Origin of the sequence: Mycobacterium marinum, assembly GCF_003391395.1 — a bacterium.
Taxonomy (GTDB): domain Bacteria; phylum Actinomycetota; class Actinomycetes; order Mycobacteriales; family Mycobacteriaceae; genus Mycobacterium; species Mycobacterium marinum.
The window spans coordinates 4,099,540-4,117,234 of sequence record NZ_CP024190.1 but is presented as its reverse complement, the minus strand read 5'-3'; the positions used below and the strand labels follow the sequence as shown (position 1 = coordinate 4,117,234).

Sequence of the window (17,695 nt, the reverse complement as noted above, 5' to 3'; positions counted from 1 at the left end):
CGCTGGGCCGCCGGCGGTGTGCTAGCCCGGCGTGGGTTTTTCGCCCTGGACTCGTGGCGTCACCCAGGCGAGTGCGGCGAAAACCAGTGCGCCACAAAGCACATAGAGCCATCCCAGCGGAGCCTGGGTGCGTTCCGGACTGACCCCGACGATGGCCATGATCGCGGCGATGATCAGGTACGTCAGGGTGCCGAACAGTCCGCTGACCAAACCGAGGTTGCGACTGAACGCCCCGAGTGCTGCGGCCTGCGCCTGCGGGACCAACGCGCCGCACCCCGCGACCGCCAGCGATACCGCCAGCGTGATCGCCCAGGGATTGACACCAACCACGGGAGCCGACCCCAATAGCAGCACCGCCCCGACCATGTACAGCGTCCAGTCGGCAAATGCCAATCGGCGAAAGGCCATGCGAGTGGCCAACATGCCGGTCGAAAAGCTGCCCAGTAACACCGCAACACCGACGACCAGCGCGATCAGACCATAGGCTGAGGGCGAGAAGCCCATCTCGTCCTGATACAAAAACGGTGCGGCCACACCGAACGCGAGCTGCGGACCGGCCAATAACCCGAAAACCGCTGCTAATGCCAGGAACACGCGGTTGCGCGCGGTTGCGGTCACAACCTGCCACGTCCGGCCGAGTTCAAATCGGGTCCGGGACTCTTTTTCCAGGGTTTCCGGTAGCGCCCAGGCGACCGCCAATCCCACCACAACACTCAACGCCGCTATCAAAACGAAAACGTAGCGCCACGAGGCGTACTCGACAATGAACCCGCCCACTGCCGGGGCCACGATCGGTGCCGCTGACCAGGCAGCGCCCAGCAAGCCGTTGACCGATCTTAGTTGTGCACCTTCGAAACAGTCTGCGGCAATGGCGATGGCGACAACAATGAAGGCACTACACGCACCGCCCTGTAGGAACCGCAGCACCAGCAACATGGCAACGTTGTTGGCCGCCGCGCAGGCGAGGCTGGTCACCGTCAGCGCGGCCGCGCAGCCCATGAGCACCGGCTTGCGTCCCCAGGCATCTGACATGATGCCCACGGCAAGGTAGCTCAGGGCCATGCCGATCATGAACACCGTCACCGTGGACTGCAAGGCGGTAGCGGTGGCGCCAATACTGGTTTCCATCTGTGGCAGCGCGGGGGTGTAGGCGTCCATCGGAATCTGATTCAGCGGAACCACACACAGCAGCACCGCGACAATCCGTCGCGATGGCGCCGATGCTTTCACGGGCGTTGCCCCTCGGTCTGCCCGTGGCGTCGACGCATAGCTGCGAATCCTACGGGCAAAACGGTCCGCCGTGTTGGCGTGCCGGCCCCGGTCCGGCCCTTATTAACTAGGCTGAGTTCTTGTAGCTGCATCGGTGTCATGCCGGAATCGGAAGGAGCCCGCCGGTGAAGGTCCACCACCTCAACTGCGGCACCATGAATTCGCCCGGCGCAGCACTGTTGTGCCACGTCCTGCTCGTCGAGGCCGGCAACGGGCTGGTCCTGGTCGACACCGGCTTTGGGGTACAAGACTGCCTTGATCCGCGCCGGCTAGGCGCGTTTCGTCACTTCCTTCGGCCTGCCTTGCTGCAGAATGAAACTGCGGTGCACCAGATCGAGCGTCTTGGCTACCGGCCGTCCGACGTTCGCCATATCGTGCTGACCCACTTCGACTTCGACCACATCGGTGGGCTGGCCGACTTCCCGGGCTCTCACGTCCACGTCACCGCCGCCGAGGCCCGCGGCGCCATCCACGCCCCATCGTTTCGTGAGCGCGTGCGGTATCGAAGCGTGCAGTGGGCGCACGGCCCCAAGCTGGTGGAGCATGGTCACAACGGCGAATCCTGGCGTGGCTTCGCCGCGGCCAAACCCCTTGACGCCATTGCTGACGGTGTGGTCCTGGTGCCGATGCCCGGTCACACCCGTGGCCATGCCGCGGTCGCCGTCGACGCTGGCGACCGTTGGATCCTGCACTGCGGCGACGCCTTCTATCACGTCGGAACATTGGACGGACAGTCCAAAGTGCCGTTCGTTCTGCGAAGCCAGGAAGAGCTGTTCTCCTTTGACCGCAGGCAACTGCGGGACAACCAGGCGCGTCTAGCCGAGCTGCAGCGCCGCCAAGATCCGGAGCTGCTGATCATCTGCGCTCATGATCCCAGCCTCTATGCACTCGCCAAAGACATGTCATAGCCGACCTTCTTTGCCTGGGCGCCCCACTCACCGTGCTTGGAGTTCCGTTCTGGCTTGGTCGATTTGGTGATACGCATAGGTGGCCATGGCGGCGGTGGTCATGGCGGCACCGCTCTGGGAGAACGATTCACAGGCGCGGTCTCCAAGTGCATCGCGCAGGTGCGAGATGGTTGTTCTGAGTTCCGGGAACGACGCCTCGGTAATGGGGTGAAATGCGAAACCGGCTATGGTGGCAGCCGCCTCGTAGCGGCCCAGCCGATCGAAGAACGCTGCTAGTACGGCCAGCGGTGTGCTGATCAGGGTGGTGTTTCCGGCCTCGTGGTGATTATGAATCGCCAATGTGAAGTAGTCGAGCGCGGACAATGGATCACCATATTTGGCCTCGACGCGGCACAATACGGCGGCTAGGTGCGTCTCGCTGTTGCGGTTACCGGTGTCCTGGGCGATCCGCAAACCACGGCGCATGGCGGCAAGGGCGCTGGCGGGGTTGGTGTCGCGGAAGGTGAATCCATAGGCAAGTAGGGCGTAACACAGCGCCGCGGGGTTGCGGGTGGCTTCGGCGGACTCGATCAGCGCGTCGGCCAGCTGCTCGGCTTCGTTGCATTGACCCTTGATCGTCAAGGCCAGCACCAGACATCCCAGGGTGAGTGTGTGCGTGTCGCGACCAAGCGCGAGCTGGGTGCGGCACAACTCGACCGACTGTTCAGGGTGCCCGCTGCTGGTATACGCACCGGAGGGCCACCCCTCGATGCCGAACGGCACCTCGTAGCGGTCGGTGGCCAGCAACCGGGCGGCCTCATCGGCGTAGCGGATGGCTTCTTGGACGCGCCCCGTCATATAGCACTGTGATGCCAGCACGTGCAGGAACGCGAGCTTGGGATGATCGACCGCTCGTTCGATCGCTTCCTCGACCCACGTCAGCGGCTCAAATCTGTTCACAAAAAAGCCGAGAAATCCCACCCAGGTGGCGATGCTCGCGGCATCGTCGAGGTCATTGTTGTCGGCGGTCCAGCGAAAGGCCAGGCGCAGATTGGCGAGTTCGGCGGTGAGCCACGTGTAGGCCTCAGGTTGCCGGGGGCTGTCCCACACCGCCGCCACGTCGGGCAACCGCTGGGCGAAGTGGCGGGCATGCGCCGTTCGAGCGGCCAGTGCCTGCCCGCGGGTGACCAGTTGCTCCTCGGCGAACTCGCGGATGGTCTCCAGCATCGAAAACCGTGATCGCCCCGAAAGCCGGTCGACGATGAGCAGGGACTCGCCCACCAACGCATCCAGCAAGTCCAGCACCTCGTAGTCGTCGTGAGTATCGGCGGATCCGGCTACCGCGCAAGCACTTTGCAGATCGAAACCACCGGCGAACACCGAGCAACGCTCTAGCAGAACCTTTTCCGCGTCGCTGAGATGGTCGTAAGACCACGCAACGGCGTGACGCAGCGTTTGGTGACGTCCCAGGCCGCGCCGAGATCCGACCAGCAAGCGGAAGCGGTGATCGAGCCGATCACGCACCTCGATCGGGGTCATCGACGCCATGCGGGAGGCGGCCAGCTCGATGGCCAGCGGGATTCCGTCAAGACGCCGGCAGATTTCGGCGATCGCGGCCGCATCCTGGGCATCGGTCGGTGCGAAGCCGGGGGCAACACTTTGGGCGCGTTCGACGAAGAGGGTGCCGGCAGCGGACACCACGCCGCCACCGACATCCAGCGACGGCACCGACCACAGCTGCTCGTCAGGCACCTCCAGCCGCTCGCGACTGGTCGCCAGGATCCGCACGGTCGTCGAACCGGCGAGGATGGCTTCGATCAGGTCGGCCGCCGCGTCACGCACGTGCTCGCAATTGTCGAACACCAAGAGCCGGACCCGTCCTTCCAGCGCCGTGGCCACGCTCTGGGTTACGGTCTTTCCCGCTTGTTGGGTAATCCCCAGCACGGCGGCCACCGCGTCGGGCACCGCGGCCGGATCGGAAACGGCGGCCAGTTCGAAAAGCCAAACGCCATCCGGGAATTCATCAGCAACACGTGTTGCGACCTCCAGCGCCAGCCGAGTCTTGCCGACACCACCGACCCCGGTCAACGTCACCAACCGATGGACCTGCAACGCCGTCTGTACCTGGCCGATCTCCGCCGCACGAGCGACGAAGCTGGTCAGCGCGGGCCGCAGGTTGCCAGGACTTGTATCCGGTGCCCGCAAGGCGGGGAAATCGGTGCGCAGGCCCGGTGCCCGAACCTGGAACACCCGCACCGGGGCAGGCAGATCCCGCAACCGGCGTGACCCGAGATCTCGCAAGTCCACTCCGCTGATCAGATTTGCTGTCGAGTCGGTCAGCAGGATCTGGCCACCGTGGCCGGTCGCCATCACCCGCGCGGCGCGATTGAGCACCGCACCGAAGTAGTCCGCGTCATGCGGCTCGGCTTCGCCGGTCGCCAGCCCCATCCGCACCGGCAACTCGAGTGCTCGCTGTGCATCGACGGCGGCATCGACGGCGGATCTCGGCGACGCGAACGCGGCGCAGACGCCGTCGCCCGTGTGCTTGAACAACCAGCCCCGGTGCGTCTGGATCGTCCGTTTGAGCACCGCATCATGGGCCGCGAGGGCGGCCCGCATCCGATCGGGGTCGGACTCCCACCGGCGGGTGGAGCCCTCAACATCGGTGAACAGGAACGTCACGATCCCCGAAGGTGGACCCCCCAGATCAGCGGCCACTAACGCAGAATGCCACACCGAAGGCGGTTCTACCTCGAACATTGCCGCAAAGCGTTCGGCTGGGCGCAGGGGCTGCACCGACCTCAGCGGCCTCGTTCGGTGACCCCCGTGACGTGTGTTTTCAACCATCTCGCTAAATTCGAGACGCCATGTCGTCGGAAGGAATCTCATGAACGCGCGTGTCGAGCAGCTGGAGTTTCAGGCGGAGGCCCGGCAGCTGCTGGATCTGATGATCCACTCGGTCTACTCCAACAAGGACTCATTTCTGCGGGAGCTGATCTCCAACGCCTCCGATGCGCTGGACAAGCTGCGAATCGAGGCCTTCCGGAACAAGGACCTCGAAGTCGACACCTCGGACCTGCACATCGAGATCGAGGCCGACAAGGGCGCGCGGACACTGACCGTGCGCGACAACGGCATCGGAATGACCCGGGCGGAGGTCGTGGACCTGATCGGCACCCTGGCCAAGTCGGGCACCGCCGAGCTGCGCGCGCAGCTGCGGGAGGCCAAGAACGACGCAGCCTCCGAGGAGCTGATCGGCCAATTCGGCATCGGGTTCTACTCATCGTTCATGGTCGCCGACAAGGTCGAACTGCTCACCCGCAAGGCCGGTGAGAGCGAGGCCACCAAGTGGGAGTCCAGCGGAGAGGGCACCTACACGATCGAATCCGTCGAGGGTGCACCGCAGGGAACCTCGGTCACTTTGCACCTCAAGCCCGAAGACGCCGAGGACGAGCTGTACGACTACACGGCGGATTGGAAGCTACGGCATCTGATCAAGAAGTACTCGGACTTCATCGCCTGGCCGATCCGCATGGAGGTGGAGAAGCGCGTCCCGGCCCCTCACGAAGAGGGGGAGGAGCCCGGCGAGGAGACCGTGGTCCTCGAAACCGAGACGCTCAACTCGATGAAGGCGTTGTGGGCCAGGCCCAAGGACGAGGTCTCCGCCGACGAGTACAACGAGTTCTACAAGCACATCGCGCATGCCTGGGATGACCCGATGGAGGTCATCGCCATGAAGGCCGAAGGTACCTTCGAGTACCAGGCGCTGCTCTTCATTCCCTCGCACGCCCAGCATGACCTGTTCAATCGGGATGCAGTCTTCGGTATTCAGCTGTATGTCAAGCGCGTATTCATCATGGGCGACTGCGACCAGCTGATGCCCGAGTACCTGCGCTTTGTCAAGGGTGTCGTCGACGCACAGGACATGTCACTGAACGTGTCTCGCGAAATCCTGCAGCAGGATCGCCAGATCAAGGCGATTCGCCGACGGCTGACCAAGAAGGTCCTGTCCACCATCAAGGATCTGCAGTCCGAGCGGCCCGAGGACTACCGCACCTTCTGGACCCAGTTCGGCAAGGTCGTCAAGGAAGGGCTGCTGGCCGACTTCGACAACCGCGAGACGCTGTTGGAGATCTCCTCCTTCGCCTCGACCCACAGCGAAGAGGAACCCACCACCCTGGCCGGCTACGTGGAGCGCATGAAGGAAGGCCAGACGCAGATCTTCTTCGCGACCGGGGATTCGCGACAACAGATCCTCAAGTCGCCGCACCTGGAGGCCTTCCGGGCCAAGGGCTATGAGGTGCTGCTGCTCACCGACCCGGTCGACGAAGTATGGGTGGGAGTGGTCAACGAGTTCGATGGAAAGCCGCTGCAGTCGGTCGCCAAGGGCGAGGTAGACCTGGACTCCGACGGCGAAGGGAGCGAGGCCGAGCGCGAAGAGCAGCAGAAGGAGTTCGCCGACCTGCTGGGCTGGCTCAAGGAGACGTTGGGCGAACAGGTCAAGGAAGTGCGGTTGTCCACCCGCCTGACCGACTCGCCGGCTTGCCTGATCACCGACACGTTCGGCATCACTCCCGCGCTTGCCCGCATCTACCGGGCCACCGGGCAAGACGTTCCGGTCGGCAAGCGAACGCTGGAACTCAACCCCACCCATCCGCTGGTGATCGGTCTGCGCCAGGCGCAGGCGAGCGCTGACGACGATGCCAAGAAGGCGGCGGTCAGCGAAACCGCGGAGCTGCTCTACGGCACAGCGCTTCTTGCCGAAGGCGGTGCGCCAGACGATCCGGCCCGGTTCGCCGAGCTGTTGGCGGATCGTCTGACGCGAACGCTGTAACTAACGCCGGCCCAGCTTCTCGCGGACCGTGTCGGTGAGGAATCGCCGGGCCGACACGGGGTGAAAAGCCCTGGCCGCCTCGGTTAGTGCGGCACGCGCGTCCGCGCTGAGTTCGATGTCGGCTGCGGCAACATTGAACTCGAGTTGCTCCACGCTGGACGCTCCCGGGATGGCGACCACGCCGGGCAGGCTGATCAACCATGCCAGCGCCACCTGGGCGGACTTTGCGTCGACGTCAGTGGCGACGGCGCGAAGCGTCTGCAGCAGCGGCTCGATCCGGCGCAGGTTCTCCGTGCCGAACAGCGGGTTGACGGCCCGAACACCGGTCGGCCGGTTGTCCACACCGTATTTGCCGCCCAGCAGCCCCTGCGCCAGTGGGCTGTAGGCGATGATGATGCGGTTCTCCCGTTCGGCGAAGGGAACCAGGTCATCGAGCGGACCGGGATGCGCCAGCGAGAAATGCACCTGGTTGCTGACGACGGGGCGCCCGAGTGCGGCGTCCGCTTTCTTCCAGCGCGCCAACGAGTAGTTGGAGACGCCGGCCGCTCCGATCCTGCCGGTGTCGAGCAGCTCGCGCATGCCCGGCATGATCACCGAATCGGGGACCACCGGGTTGGGCTGGTGGATCTGATACAGCGGGATGCGGTCGAGCCGCAACCTGCGGGCACTGGCCCGTTCGCGCCGCTTGACCACCGCCGGAAACGGCGCCACGGGCATGATCTTGCTGGCCACGACCACGTCGGCGCGCTCGTCGCCGAGTGCCTCGCCGAGAATCCGCTCACTCTTGCCCAGTCCGTAGACCTCGGCGGTGTCGAACAGGGTGACTCCCAGCGCACGAGCGCGCGCGACGATGTCGCGGGCGGCGCCGGAGGCGTACCGGTCCCCATAACCCCACTCGCGTGAGCCGAACTGCCAGGTGCCCAGCCCGATCCGGCTGACATTTCCGATTCCGTCGACCTCGAGGTGTTTCATGGTTCACACGGTACTGAGCGGTCTCCCTGCGTCTGGGCGGTGAGGGTGCGCAGAATGCCGGTCAGCACGGCGTGTCTTCGTGCAGACACGCACGCTCGCGGCGCCGGCGAGTGCCGTCAGCGCGCCCTGTTGACCGAGTCGATGTAGGGCGCGAGCAGGTGCGCCATCCCTTTGGCGGCCTCATCGGCATCACTCGGGGGCAGGGCGAGGTAGCTCAGGGCAGCCCGTACCACCGCCTGGCCCATCACCGCCGCGTCGTATTCGTTGGCGTTTACCCAGCTGTGCTGGAAGGTCTGGGACAGCTGTTCGGTGGCATGATCGACCAGGAACTGACTCTCGACGGTGATCAAACGCAGAATGTCGTTGGGTGCGTCTTCAGTTCGCAGCACCTGGGCTAGGGGGTCGTTGGCGACGCGGTGGAAGAAATCACTGAACACGGTCTGCATAGCGCTGTAGCCGTTGCCGTGGTTTTCGCTGATCGCCGTTTGCATTCCGGTGACGATGCTGTCGGTCAGGCGCAGGGCGTAGTGGCGCGCCAGGCCCCGGCGCGACTGGAATTCGTTGTAGAGGGTGCCCCTGCTGATGCCTGCGGCGGAAGCCACATCGGCCATGGTGATCGACGACCATTTCTTGACCAGCAGCAACCCGTGCATCGCGTCGAGAACCCCGTTATGCATCAGATTCGCAGCGGTGCTGCGATACGGATTGCGGGTTCGATGCTCGGGGTCGACCATGTAGCTGAGATTAGTGCGCATTGATAGTGCCTTCGACTTTCGGTCCACAATGTTGTTTTGGGTAGGCGCCGCCCGTGCATTTGCGAGAATGTCGACGACGACGGTCCCGCCCGAATTAACTCCGGTAGGTCCTCGCGGGCCGGTTGTGACAACCGAAATGGCTACTGAAGGTTGCTATTTGGGGATATGGCCATACATGTCCGCATGGCCATATCCGGTGGGCTGATGGTGCTAGGTCCGGCTGACTTCGATCATCTCGAAGTCCGACTTTGCGGCGCCGCAGTCCGGGCAGCTCCAGTCGTCGGGAATGTCGTCCCAACGTGTTCCCGGGGCTATGCCGTCTTCGGGCCAACCTTGTGCCTCGTCATACTCAAACCCGCACTGCACGCAGCGATACAGCTTGAAATCGGTTGACATGTCAGGCCTCCTGTAGCTGGAAGTCGATCTTCTCCCGGACGCCGCAGTCTGGGCAGTTCCAAGTTTCATCGACATCGGCCCAGCTGGTGCCCGCCGGATACCCCTCGCGCGGGGCACCGGCAGCTTCATCGTAGACGTAGTCGCACACCGGGCAGTGGTAAGCGGCCATCACCGGACACCGTAGGTGGCGAGGATCTTGTCGCGCTTGCGCGGATCGATGTTGACCTTGGTGATGTCGCCGTCGTAGTGCTCAATGACGCGGTGGTCCATCAGCTTCCGCCACAGCGGCGGGAAGTAGGTCAGCGTGATCAACGTGGCATAGCCGCTGGGCAGGTTGGGGGCGCCGTCCATGCTGCGCAGCGTCTGGTAGCGGCGTAGGGGATTAGCGTGGTGGTCGCTGTGCCGCTGCAGGTGGTACAGGAAGATGTTGGTGACGATGTGGTCGGAGTTCCAGCTGTGCACGGGTGCGCAGCGTTCGTAGCGCCCCGAAGCGGTGCGCTGCCGCAGCAGCCCATAGTGTTCGAGGTAGTTGACCGACTCCAACAGTGATGCGCCGAACAGTCCCTGAATGATCAGGAATGGCAGCACCTGCCAGCCGAACACGGCGGTCAGCGCGCCGAACAGAACCACCGACATGATCCAGGCGTTGAGCACATCGTTGCGCATGCTCAGGGTGGGCTTGTTGATGCGTTGCATGCGGCTCTTTTCCAGCTCCCATGCGGACTTGAGCGAGCCGAACATACTGCGCGGGAGGAACATCCAGAAGCTTTCACCGAACCGTGCGCTGGCCGGGTCCTCCGGGGTGGAGACGCGGACGTGGTGGCCGCGGTTGTGCTCGATGTAGAAGTGGCCATACAGGGTCTGGGCGAGGGTGATCTTGGACAGCCACCGCTCCAGGTTCTCGCGTTTGTGTCCCAATTCGTGGGCGGTGTTGATGCCCACCCCGCCGACGACTCCGATGGTCATGGTGAGACCGATCTTGGAGATCAGGCCCAGTCCTGCGCCCAGTCCCAGCCAGCTCAAGTTGTCGGCCGACCACAGGTAGCAGGCCAAGACGAGGCTGACCATCTGCAGCGGAATGAAGGCGTAGGTGCAGTAGCGGTAGTACTTGTCGTTCTCCAGGCGCTCCATCACTTCGTCAGGAGGGTTCTCGCCGTCTGGGCCGAAGAACACATCCAGGGCCGGTAGCAGCAGGTAGAGCAGGAACGGTCCGATCCACCACAACACCGGAGTGACGGCGGTCCAGCCGAGCTTGCCGAACACCCACGCCAGCGCGAGGCTTGCCGGCAAAGCCGTCGGCAGCACCAATCCCACCAGCCACAGGTATCGCTTCCGGTCTCGCCATTGCTGGACCGGATTTTCCGACTTTGGTTGCGCCACGGACGTCATGACGATCCTTTCTCAGTGTGGTCACTGCCCTGATCCAGGTAGTGCGGCCAGCGCACCGGAGGGGCGACCGCTGGCATGTTTTGAACATATCAGAGGATTTGTGCAATCAATAGATAAATTTCTAGATTTGTTCAAACTGCCTGATCGTCCGGTGCCCACCGGGCCGTCGCGCCGTTTGACCGCGACACCGATCGGGTATCAAGTCCGCCATGGCTGGCACCGCCGTTGCTCCCACACCCACCGGTGAGGTCTGGCCGGGCCGGGCCTATCCGCTGGGCGCAACGTATGACGGTATGGGTACGAATTTCGCGATCTTCAGCGAAGTCGCTGAGCGGATCGAGCTGTGTCTGTTCGATGCGGACGACACGGAAAGCCGGGTCGAACTGCCTGAGGTTGGCGGGTTCGTCTGGCACGCGTATGTGCCGGCCATCGACCCCGGCCAGCGCTACGGATACCGCATCCACGGTCCCCACGATCCCCGCGCCGGGCACCGGTGCAATCCGAACAAGCTGCTGCTGGACCCTTATTCGAAGGCGATCGAAGGCACATTCGCCTGGAACCAGTCGCTGTTCGGCTATACCTTCGGTGACCCCGAGAGCCGCAATGACGAGGACTCCGCGGCCAGCATGCCCAAAGCGGTGGTGATCAATCCCTATTTCGACTGGGCAAACGATCGGCCCCCCGACCACCACTACGCCGACACGGTCATCTACGAAGCACACGTGAAAGGTCTGACACAGACCCATCCGGACATACCCGAACAGCTACGTGGCACCTATGCCGCGGTGGCGCACCCGGCAATCATCGACCACCTCAAAAGCATCGGTGTCACCGCGATCGAGCTGATGCCGGTACACCATTTCGCCAACGACTCGACGTTGGCCGACAAGAATCTCTCGAATTACTGGGGCTACAACACGATCTCGTTCTTTGCGCCCGACCCGAAATATTCCAGCGCCATGCTGCCAGGGGGCCAGGTTCAGGAGTTCAAGGCGATGGTGCGCGCCCTGCACGAGGCGAACATCGAGGTGATCCTCGATGTCGTCTACAACCACACCGCCGAGGGCAACCATCTGGGGCCCACGCTCTCTATGCGTGGTATCGACAACGCCGCCTACTACCGGCTGGTCGATGATGACATGCGTTACTACGTGGATCACACCGGAACCGGCAACAGCTTCAATGTCAGCCATCCGCACTCGCTGCAGCTGATCATGGATTCGTTGCGCTACTGGGTCACCGAGATGCATGTTGATGGCTTCCGGTTCGATCTGGCGGCTACCCTGGCGCGCGAGTTCTATGAGGTCGATCGGTTGGCGACGTTTTTCGAACTCGTGCAACAGGATCCAACCGTCAGCCAGGTCAAGCTCATCGCCGAGCCGTGGGATGTGGGCCCCGGCGGCTATCAGGTGGGCAACTTTCCGCCGCAGTGGACGGAGTGGAACGGCAAGTACCGCGACACCGTTCGGGACTTCTGGCGCGGTGAGCCGGCCACGCTCGATGAGTTCGCCTACCGATTGTCCGGATCGGCCGACCTCTACGAGCACACCGGGCGAAGGCCGGTTGCTTCGATCAACTTCGTCACCGCCCATGACGGGTTCACACTGCGTGACCTGGTGTCCTACAACGACAAACACAACGAGGCCAACGGGGAGGACAACGACGACGGCGAGGGCCATAACCGCTCGTGGAACTGCGGTGTGGAAGGGCCCACCGATGACCCCGCGATCAATGCGCTGCGGGCCCGTCAGCAGCGCAACCTCATCGCTACTCTGATGCTGTCGCAGGGTGTCCCGATGATTTCGCACGGTGACGAGCTCGGGCGTACCCAATACGGGAACAACAACGGATACTGCCAGGACAGCGCGCTCACCTGGATCGACTGGTCCGACGTCGATACCGGCCTGCTGGAGTTCACCCATGCGGTGTCCGCACTACGTGCCAACCACCCGGTATTCCGTAGGCGGCGCTTCTTCAACGGAAAGCCGGTCGGTCGCCGTGGCGAAGCGGGGCTGCCCGACATCGCTTGGTTCGCCGCCGATGGATCAGAGATGGCTGACGAGGACTGGGGGGGTCGGTTTCGCCAAGTCGATCGCCGTTTTCCTCAATGGTCAGGGCATCGCCGACCGGGACATGCGTGGCCACCGAGTCCTCGATGACTCGTTCATCCTGTGTTTCAACGCTCACTTCGAGCCCATCGACTTCACCCTCCCGCCGGTGGAGTTCGGCAGCGGTTGGCGGGTTGTGGTCGCTACCGCTGCCGCAACAGCGACTTCGGCCGGGGCTCTGCCGGCGGCGGCCACGATCGTCGTTGACGCGCGCAGCAGCGTGGTGCTGCAAGCGGTCACCGAGTAGACGTCGGCGATCTTCGGGCCACCGAACGCCTTACGCGGTCCGGGTACGGCCGATACGCTGTGGCTTGCGCGGGGCTCTTCGCGCAGCGTCGATGCGACCTTGCGCGCCGTGGATCGAAGGGAATCGCGCCGGCATCCTTCCAGGCCATGGCGCCGGGGGAGTGACATCGGCTGGTGAAGGCGGGTTATGTCAAAGACCGTGGTGATCGGAGCCTCGAGCGGGCTGGGGCGCTGCATTGGTGTTGGACTTGCGCGGCGTGGCGATCATGTCGCACTTCTGGCCCGGCGGCGCGAGCGAACGGAGGCCGCCGCCAAGGAAGCGGGGCCGGGGACCGTCGCCGTCGAATGCGACGTTACCGATGAAGCGTCGTGCCGATCGGCGCTTGCCGCGGCGGCCGACGCGCTGGGGGGGATCGACAACCTCGTCTACGCCCCCGCCATCAGCCCCCTCGTTCGGCTGGCCGAAACCGACGCCGACACCTGGCGGCGGGTCTTTGACACCAACGTCATAGGCGCGTCGCTCGCGACGGCGGCGGCGTTGCCGCACCTGAGGGCCGCCGCGGGCAAGGCGGTCTATCTCTCCTCGGACGCGGGCAGCCACGCGCCTCCATGGCCTGGCCTGGGTGCCTACGGCGTCAGCAAGGCGGCACTGGAACGACTCGTGGAGGCGTGGCGGGCCGAACACCCGGAAATCGGGTTCACCTGCGTCATCGTCGGAGAGTGCGCCGGCGGCGAGGGCGATGCCCAGACCGGCATGAACATCGGCTGGGATAGAGAGCTAGCCATGAAGGCCTATCCGCTTTGGCTGGCGCGTGGCTGCATGCCAGGCAAGTTGATGCCGGTCGAGGACTTGGTCAACATCGTGCACACGATCCTGCGCACCGACGCGGCTACCTCGATACCGGTCGTCATTGCCCGGGGCGCATCCGCTCCGGCCGGGGTGCTGGATGCAGGTCAGTCCTAGACTGAAAAATGTTGTTCCAGTGTGTGATTCAGTGAAGATTCGGGACCGTGATGAGTGACGCGGCGTTGGTTGCGGTGGTGACCGGGGCGAGCCGTGGGGCCGGGCGTGGTGTCGCGGCGGCTCTGGCCGCGCGGGGCTGGCGGGTGTATGCGACGAGCCGCAGCGTCGTCGACGCGCCGCCCGGGGGAGTCGCGGTCCGGGTCGACCATCGCGATGACACGGCCACCGCCGCGCTGTTTGAGCGGGTGCAGCAGGAATCGGGCCGCCTTGATCTGCTGGTCAACAATGCCGCGGCGATCTCCGATGACTTGGTCGACCCCAAGCCGTTCTGGGAGAAGCCGCTTGCGATGGCCGACGTACTGGATGTCGGTCTGCGGTCCTCCTATGTCGCATCCTGGTATGCCGCACCGCTTCTGGTGGCCGGCGGCCGCGGCCTGATCGCCTTCACCTCGTCACCGGGGTCGGTGTGTTACATGCACGGCCCGGCGTACGGGGCGCAGAAGGCCGGTATCGACAAGATGGCCGCCGACATGGCGGTGGACTTTCATGACACCGGCGTCGCAACGGTGTCGATCTGGATGGGCATCCTGCTGACCGAGAAGCTGCGTGGCGCATTCGGGCAACACCCAGACGGTCAGCGCGCGCTCGCCAAGACCGCTGAGCATGCCGAAACCCCGGAATTCACCGGCTATTTGATCGATGCACTGTATCGGGATCCCGCTCTGGGCGAGCTGAGCGGACAAACCGTGATCGGCGCCGAGCTTGCCGAGCGCTACGGCATCACCGACGAGGGCGGACGCCACCCTCCGTCGCACCGGCACATGTTGGGTGCACCGCGAACACCGAGCACCGTTGTGGTGCGGTAGCGCTCCGGCCCGGCTACCCGGTGATCAGACCCCACAACCCGGAGCCGCCCGCGTGCAGTGCGGCCTTGGTCACCTGCTCGTCCCAATAGTGGACCGAGCCGAACTCCGAACGCCAAGCCAATGCCGCGCGCGTGAATTCGTGCAGCCGGTGCTCTTCGGTGGTGCCGATGGCGCCATGCACCTGGTGGGCGTTGCGCACCACGACCGAGACGGCGTGGCCCACGCACGAGCGGGCAACCGCGACAAGAAAGTCCAAGTTCTGCGCCGACCATTGACTGGCGACGGCCTTGGTGAGTGCGGCCTCGGTCGCCGCCCTGGCCAGCGCGGTCTCGGCGGCGATGTCGGCGATCAGATTCTGTACCGCCTGGAACTTGGCCAGCGGACGGCCGAACTGGACGCGTGAGCTCACGTGCTCGACCGACAGATGCAGAATCTGGTCGAGCGCCGCGCAGACCTGGATCGCCCGCACCAGTGCCGACTTGAACTTCAGCGTTGAAACCATGGCTCCGGTGGTGGGCACACCCCGAAGGTCGAGATGGTCGGCACGGACCGTGTTGCGCGGTTCGCCGATCATGTTGGCGCCGTGAGTGATAGTGAGTGTCTGCGCATCGACGTCGGCAAGGTGGTATTCGCCAGCCGATTGCCTGATCACCACGATGCGGTCGGCGTGAGAGGCCCATGGAACCTCGGTAGCGACCCCATCGGCGTCGAGTAGACACACCGTTCTTACCGCGGCGTCGGCGCCCATGTCATGCGCATCGAGCAACCAGCAAGCCAACAGATCATGTTCGGCCAACGGAATTCGCACCGCGTTGCGTACCGCCGCAGCTAGCAACTCGGCCGCCTCATACCAGCTGGCCCCGCTGCCGCCGCTGTCTTCCGCACCGGTGAGACGGGCCAGGCCAAGCTGCTCGAGTCGCTGCCACAGCGCCGGATCGCGCCGGCTTGCCTCGGTGGGGGGATGCGACGTGCGGTACTGGGCGAAGACCGCCTCCATCATGTCCACCAGGGCGGGGTCGACGGTGTGCACGGTGGCGCTCATCGCAGTCCCAACCCACGCGCGATGACACCGCGCAGCACTTCGTTGGTTCCGCCACGCAGGGTGAAGCCCGGCCGCTGGTCCAGCGCCGCGGTGACCAGGGCGGCGAACTCGGGATCGCGCGGGCGGTGCGGGGCGCCCGAGTCGGCCAGGTCGGTCGAGTCGGCCAGGTCGGCGAGTTCGGCGATGTCGCCCTCGGTGCTGGTGCCCAGCACCTTGACCACCGCCGCAGGTAGGTCGGCGGGATCGTTGCGCTCGAGTGCGCCAGCCACCGCGGCGGACATCTGGTGCAGGCCGGCGATGCGCGCCACCAGCCGCCCGAGCTGCTGGTCGCGGGTAAAGCGTTGCTCGGCAATGCTTTCGGCGGTAGCAGCCAGCAATACGAAGGTGGACAGGAAGCGCTCTGGTCCGCTGCGCTCGAAGCTGAGTTCCGATGTCACCTGCGTCCAGCCGTTGCCGATTGCCCCGAACACCATCTCGTCGGGTACATGGGCGTTGTCGAGGATCACCTCGTTGAAGTGGTGGGCGCCATTCATGGAGATGATCGGCCGGGTCTGGACCCCCGGCCCGCGTAGGTCGACGATGAATTGACTTAGCCCGGCATGCCTGTGGTCGGGGTCCGCCGGCGCGGTGCGCGCGAGCACGATGAACGCGTGGGCGCGGTGTGCCCCCGAGGTCCATACCTTTGTGCCCGACAACAGCCAACCGCCCTCGCCGCGTACCGCCCGGGTCCGCACGCTGGCCAGATCGGAACCGGAATCGGGCTCGCTCATGCCGATGCCGAAAAAGCACTCACCGCGCACAATCCGAGGCAGGAAGTGCGACTTCTGCAGTTCGGTCCCGTACTTGAGCAGTGACGGCACGATTTGACGGTCGGCTATCCAATGGGCGGCCACGGGTGCACCGGCGGCCAGCAGTTCTTCGGTGACGACGAATCGTTCCAGGAACGTGCGCCCGTGTCCGCCGTACTCGACGGGCACGGTCATGCCCAACCAGCCGCGGTCGGCGAGCGCGGCGGTGAAGTCCTCATCCCACGCCGACAGCCAGGCATCAACCGAGGGGGTGAACCCGCCGGCGGCGGACTGCTCGGCAAGAAATGCGCGGACCTCGCCGCGCAGGACATCGGCCCGGGGGGAATCGAGGGCCCCCGCGGGTGGCACCAACCGGGGCAGCGCCATCAGCGCGTCCGCCACTTCGCAATGCGTTGTTGGTGTTCGGGGTCGCGATGGGCAAGTGGTTGCATGGCGGCGGCCATCCCCAGCGTCGACTCGAGCGAGCCGACCCGGGACTCTTGCAGCAGCCGCTTGGCCATGCGCAACGCGTGCGCGGGGTTCTTGACGATCCGCTCGGCCAGCTCCTGTGCCTGCGGCAGCAGATCATCGTGGGGCACCACCCGGCTGACCATGCCCCATTCGAGAGCCGTTGCGGCATCGATGCGGTCGCCGGTCAGCGTCATCTCCGCGGCGCGCTCGTAGCCGATCGCACGCTGCAGAAACCAGGTTCCGCCGTCGCCGGGGATGATGCCGAGCGCGACGAAGCTCTCCGCGAACGAGGCTCGCTGCGATGCGATCCGGATGTCACACATCATCGCCAGGTCGCAGCCCGCGCCGATGGCCGCGCCGTTGATCGCACCGATGAGCGGGACTTCGAGACGGGCCAGTGCGCGCGGAATGCGCTGGATTCCGTCGGTGTAAGCCTGCCGCTGTTCGAGCGCGTCCAAGCCGAACATCCCGTCGCGGTTGGCCATTTCCTTGACGTTGCCGCCCCCCGAAAATATCTTGCCGGCCCCGGTGAGAATGACCGCGCGGACGCTGGTGTCGATGTTCGCGTCGTCGACCGCGGCCTCGAATGCCGCGATGAAGTCCCTTCCGGTGATCGCGTTGCCCACATCGGGCAGGTTGATCGTCCAGGTCCGGATCGGTCCGTTGGTGGTGATGTCCAAGGCGGTGTTCATGAGGGCAACTGTAAGG

14 protein-coding genes and 1 pseudogene are annotated in these 17,695 nt (G+C 64.7%); 5 read left to right on the top strand and 10 right to left on the bottom strand.

Annotation, left to right across the window (positions count from 1 at the left end):
• Nucleotides 1-21 precede the first annotated feature (21 nt).
• Complete coding sequence (locus tag CCUG20998_RS17055; protein ID WP_020730449.1) at nucleotides 22-1,230, bottom strand: multidrug effflux MFS transporter; 1,209 nt, start codon at nucleotides 1,228-1,230, stop codon at nucleotides 22-24.
• 164 nt (nucleotides 1,231-1,394) lie between these two features.
• On the opposite strand from CCUG20998_RS17055, the gene CCUG20998_RS17050 reads away from it, so the two are divergent.
• Nucleotides 1,395-2,177 (top strand): MBL fold metallo-hydrolase, encoded by a 783-nt coding sequence (locus CCUG20998_RS17050; protein ID WP_020730450.1) that lies wholly within the window; start codon nucleotides 1,395-1,397, stop codon nucleotides 2,175-2,177.
• A gap of 27 nt (nucleotides 2,178-2,204) precedes the next feature.
• Here the strand turns inward: CCUG20998_RS17050 and CCUG20998_RS17045 are convergent, their stop codons facing one another.
• Nucleotides 2,205-4,916, bottom strand: coding sequence for an ATP-binding protein (locus tag CCUG20998_RS17045; RefSeq protein ID WP_240642808.1), 2,712 nt, complete (start codon nucleotides 4,914-4,916; stop codon nucleotides 2,205-2,207).
• 127 nt (nucleotides 4,917-5,043) lie between these two features.
• Here CCUG20998_RS17045 and htpG point away from each other — a divergent pair, with 127 nt between their 5' ends.
• Nucleotides 5,044-6,990: a molecular chaperone HtpG gene (gene htpG / locus CCUG20998_RS17040; protein WP_020730452.1), complete on the top strand. Its 1,947-nt coding sequence runs from the start codon at nucleotides 5,044-5,046 to the stop codon at nucleotides 6,988-6,990.
• On the opposite strand, the gene CCUG20998_RS17035 is transcribed toward htpG, so the two are convergent.
• The 5 genes from CCUG20998_RS17035 to CCUG20998_RS17015 all read right to left on the bottom strand — a co-directional run bounded on the left by CCUG20998_RS17035 (nucleotide 6,991) and on the right by CCUG20998_RS17015 (nucleotide 10,502).
• Nucleotides 6,991-7,962: an aldo/keto reductase gene (locus CCUG20998_RS17035; RefSeq protein WP_020730453.1), complete on the bottom strand. Its 972-nt coding sequence runs from the start codon at nucleotides 7,960-7,962 to the stop codon at nucleotides 6,991-6,993. It lies immediately after the preceding gene.
• A 116-nt stretch (nucleotides 7,963-8,078) separates the two neighbouring features.
• Nucleotides 8,079-8,717 (bottom strand): TetR/AcrR family transcriptional regulator, encoded by a 639-nt coding sequence (locus CCUG20998_RS17030; RefSeq protein ID WP_012395149.1) that lies wholly within the window; start codon nucleotides 8,715-8,717, stop codon nucleotides 8,079-8,081.
• Between the two features lie 210 nt (nucleotides 8,718-8,927).
• Entirely contained in the window at nucleotides 8,928-9,113 is a 186-nt protein-coding gene (locus tag CCUG20998_RS17025; protein ID WP_011740670.1) for a rubredoxin, read from the bottom strand.
• A 1-nt stretch (nucleotide 9,114) separates the two neighbouring features.
• Nucleotides 9,115-9,282, bottom strand: coding sequence for a rubredoxin (locus CCUG20998_RS17020; protein ID WP_020730454.1), 168 nt, complete (start codon nucleotides 9,280-9,282; stop codon nucleotides 9,115-9,117).
• On the bottom strand, nucleotides 9,282-10,502 hold the full coding sequence (locus tag CCUG20998_RS17015) for an alkane 1-monooxygenase (RefSeq protein WP_015356363.1): 1,221 nt from the start codon (nucleotides 10,500-10,502) through the stop codon (nucleotides 9,282-9,284). The genes CCUG20998_RS17020 and CCUG20998_RS17015 overlap by 1 nt, the downstream gene beginning before the upstream one ends.
• 209 nt (nucleotides 10,503-10,711) lie before the next feature.
• Here CCUG20998_RS17015 and glgX point away from each other — a divergent pair.
• The 3 genes and pseudogenes from glgX (at nucleotide 10,712) to CCUG20998_RS17000 (ending at nucleotide 14,686) form a co-directional block, all read left to right on the top strand.
• Nucleotides 10,712-12,857: pseudogene (gene glgX / locus CCUG20998_RS17010) on the top strand (glycogen debranching protein GlgX).
• Between the two features lie 186 nt (nucleotides 12,858-13,043).
• Nucleotides 13,044-13,820 carry an SDR family oxidoreductase gene (locus CCUG20998_RS17005; protein WP_012395146.1) on the top strand — a complete coding sequence of 259 codons (777 nt, stop codon included), beginning with the start codon at nucleotides 13,044-13,046 and terminating at the stop codon, nucleotides 13,818-13,820.
• 50 nt (nucleotides 13,821-13,870) lie between these two features.
• Nucleotides 13,871-14,686: an SDR family NAD(P)-dependent oxidoreductase gene (locus CCUG20998_RS17000; RefSeq protein ID WP_036456313.1), complete on the top strand. Its 816-nt coding sequence runs from the start codon at nucleotides 13,871-13,873 to the stop codon at nucleotides 14,684-14,686.
• A 13-nt stretch (nucleotides 14,687-14,699) separates the two neighbouring features.
• On the opposite strand, the gene CCUG20998_RS16995 is transcribed toward CCUG20998_RS17000, so the two are convergent.
• From CCUG20998_RS16995 to CCUG20998_RS16985, 3 genes are read right to left on the bottom strand one after another with little or no spacing between them, the layout of a single operon-like run.
• Nucleotides 14,700-15,728 carry an acyl-CoA dehydrogenase family protein gene (locus tag CCUG20998_RS16995; RefSeq protein ID WP_020730458.1) on the bottom strand — a complete coding sequence of 343 codons (1,029 nt, stop codon included), beginning with the start codon at nucleotides 15,726-15,728 and terminating at the stop codon, nucleotides 14,700-14,702.
• Entirely contained in the window at nucleotides 15,725-16,903 is a 1,179-nt protein-coding gene (locus CCUG20998_RS16990; RefSeq protein ID WP_036456609.1) for an acyl-CoA dehydrogenase family protein, read from the bottom strand. Before CCUG20998_RS16990 ends, CCUG20998_RS16995 begins: the two co-directional genes overlap by 4 nt.
• Nucleotides 16,903-17,679: a crotonase/enoyl-CoA hydratase family protein gene (locus tag CCUG20998_RS16985; protein ID WP_015356358.1), complete on the bottom strand. Its 777-nt coding sequence runs from the start codon at nucleotides 17,677-17,679 to the stop codon at nucleotides 16,903-16,905. The genes CCUG20998_RS16990 and CCUG20998_RS16985 overlap by 1 nt, the downstream gene beginning before the upstream one ends.
• Between the last annotated feature and the right edge of the window lie 16 nt (nucleotides 17,680-17,695).

Bases quoted from the DNA above. Each gene is read 5' to 3' on its own strand.
- CCUG20998_RS17045 (WP_240642808.1), bottom strand. From the start codon at position 4,916: ATGTTCGAGGTAGAACCGCCTTCGGTGTGGCATTCTGCGTTAGTGGCC.
- htpG (WP_020730452.1), top strand. From the start codon at position 5,044: ATGAACGCGCGTGTCGAGCAGCTGGAGTTTCAGGCGGAGGCCCGGCAG.
- CCUG20998_RS17035 (WP_020730453.1), bottom strand. From the start codon at position 7,962: ATGAAACACCTCGAGGTCGACGGAATCGGAAATGTCAGCCGGATCGGG.
- CCUG20998_RS17030 (WP_012395149.1), bottom strand. From the start codon at position 8,717: ATGCGCACTAATCTCAGCTACATGGTCGACCCCGAGCATCGAACCCGC.
- CCUG20998_RS17025 (WP_011740670.1), bottom strand. From the start codon at position 9,113: ATGTCAACCGATTTCAAGCTGTATCGCTGCGTGCAGTGCGGGTTTGAG.
- CCUG20998_RS17020 (WP_020730454.1), bottom strand. From the start codon at position 9,282: ATGGCCGCTTACCACTGCCCGGTGTGCGACTACGTCTACGATGAAGCT.
- CCUG20998_RS17015 (WP_015356363.1), bottom strand. From the start codon at position 10,502: ATGACGTCCGTGGCGCAACCAAAGTCGGAAAATCCGGTCCAGCAATGG.
- CCUG20998_RS17005 (WP_012395146.1), top strand. From the start codon at position 13,044: ATGTCAAAGACCGTGGTGATCGGAGCCTCGAGCGGGCTGGGGCGCTGC.
- CCUG20998_RS17000 (WP_036456313.1), top strand. From the start codon at position 13,871: ATGAGTGACGCGGCGTTGGTTGCGGTGGTGACCGGGGCGAGCCGTGGG.
- CCUG20998_RS16995 (WP_020730458.1), bottom strand. From the start codon at position 15,728: ATGAGCGCCACCGTGCACACCGTCGACCCCGCCCTGGTGGACATGATG.
- CCUG20998_RS16990 (WP_036456609.1), bottom strand. From the start codon at position 16,903: ATGGCGCTGCCCCGGTTGGTGCCACCCGCGGGGGCCCTCGATTCCCCC.
- CCUG20998_RS16985 (WP_015356358.1), bottom strand. From the start codon at position 17,679: ATGAACACCGCCTTGGACATCACCACCAACGGACCGATCCGGACCTGG.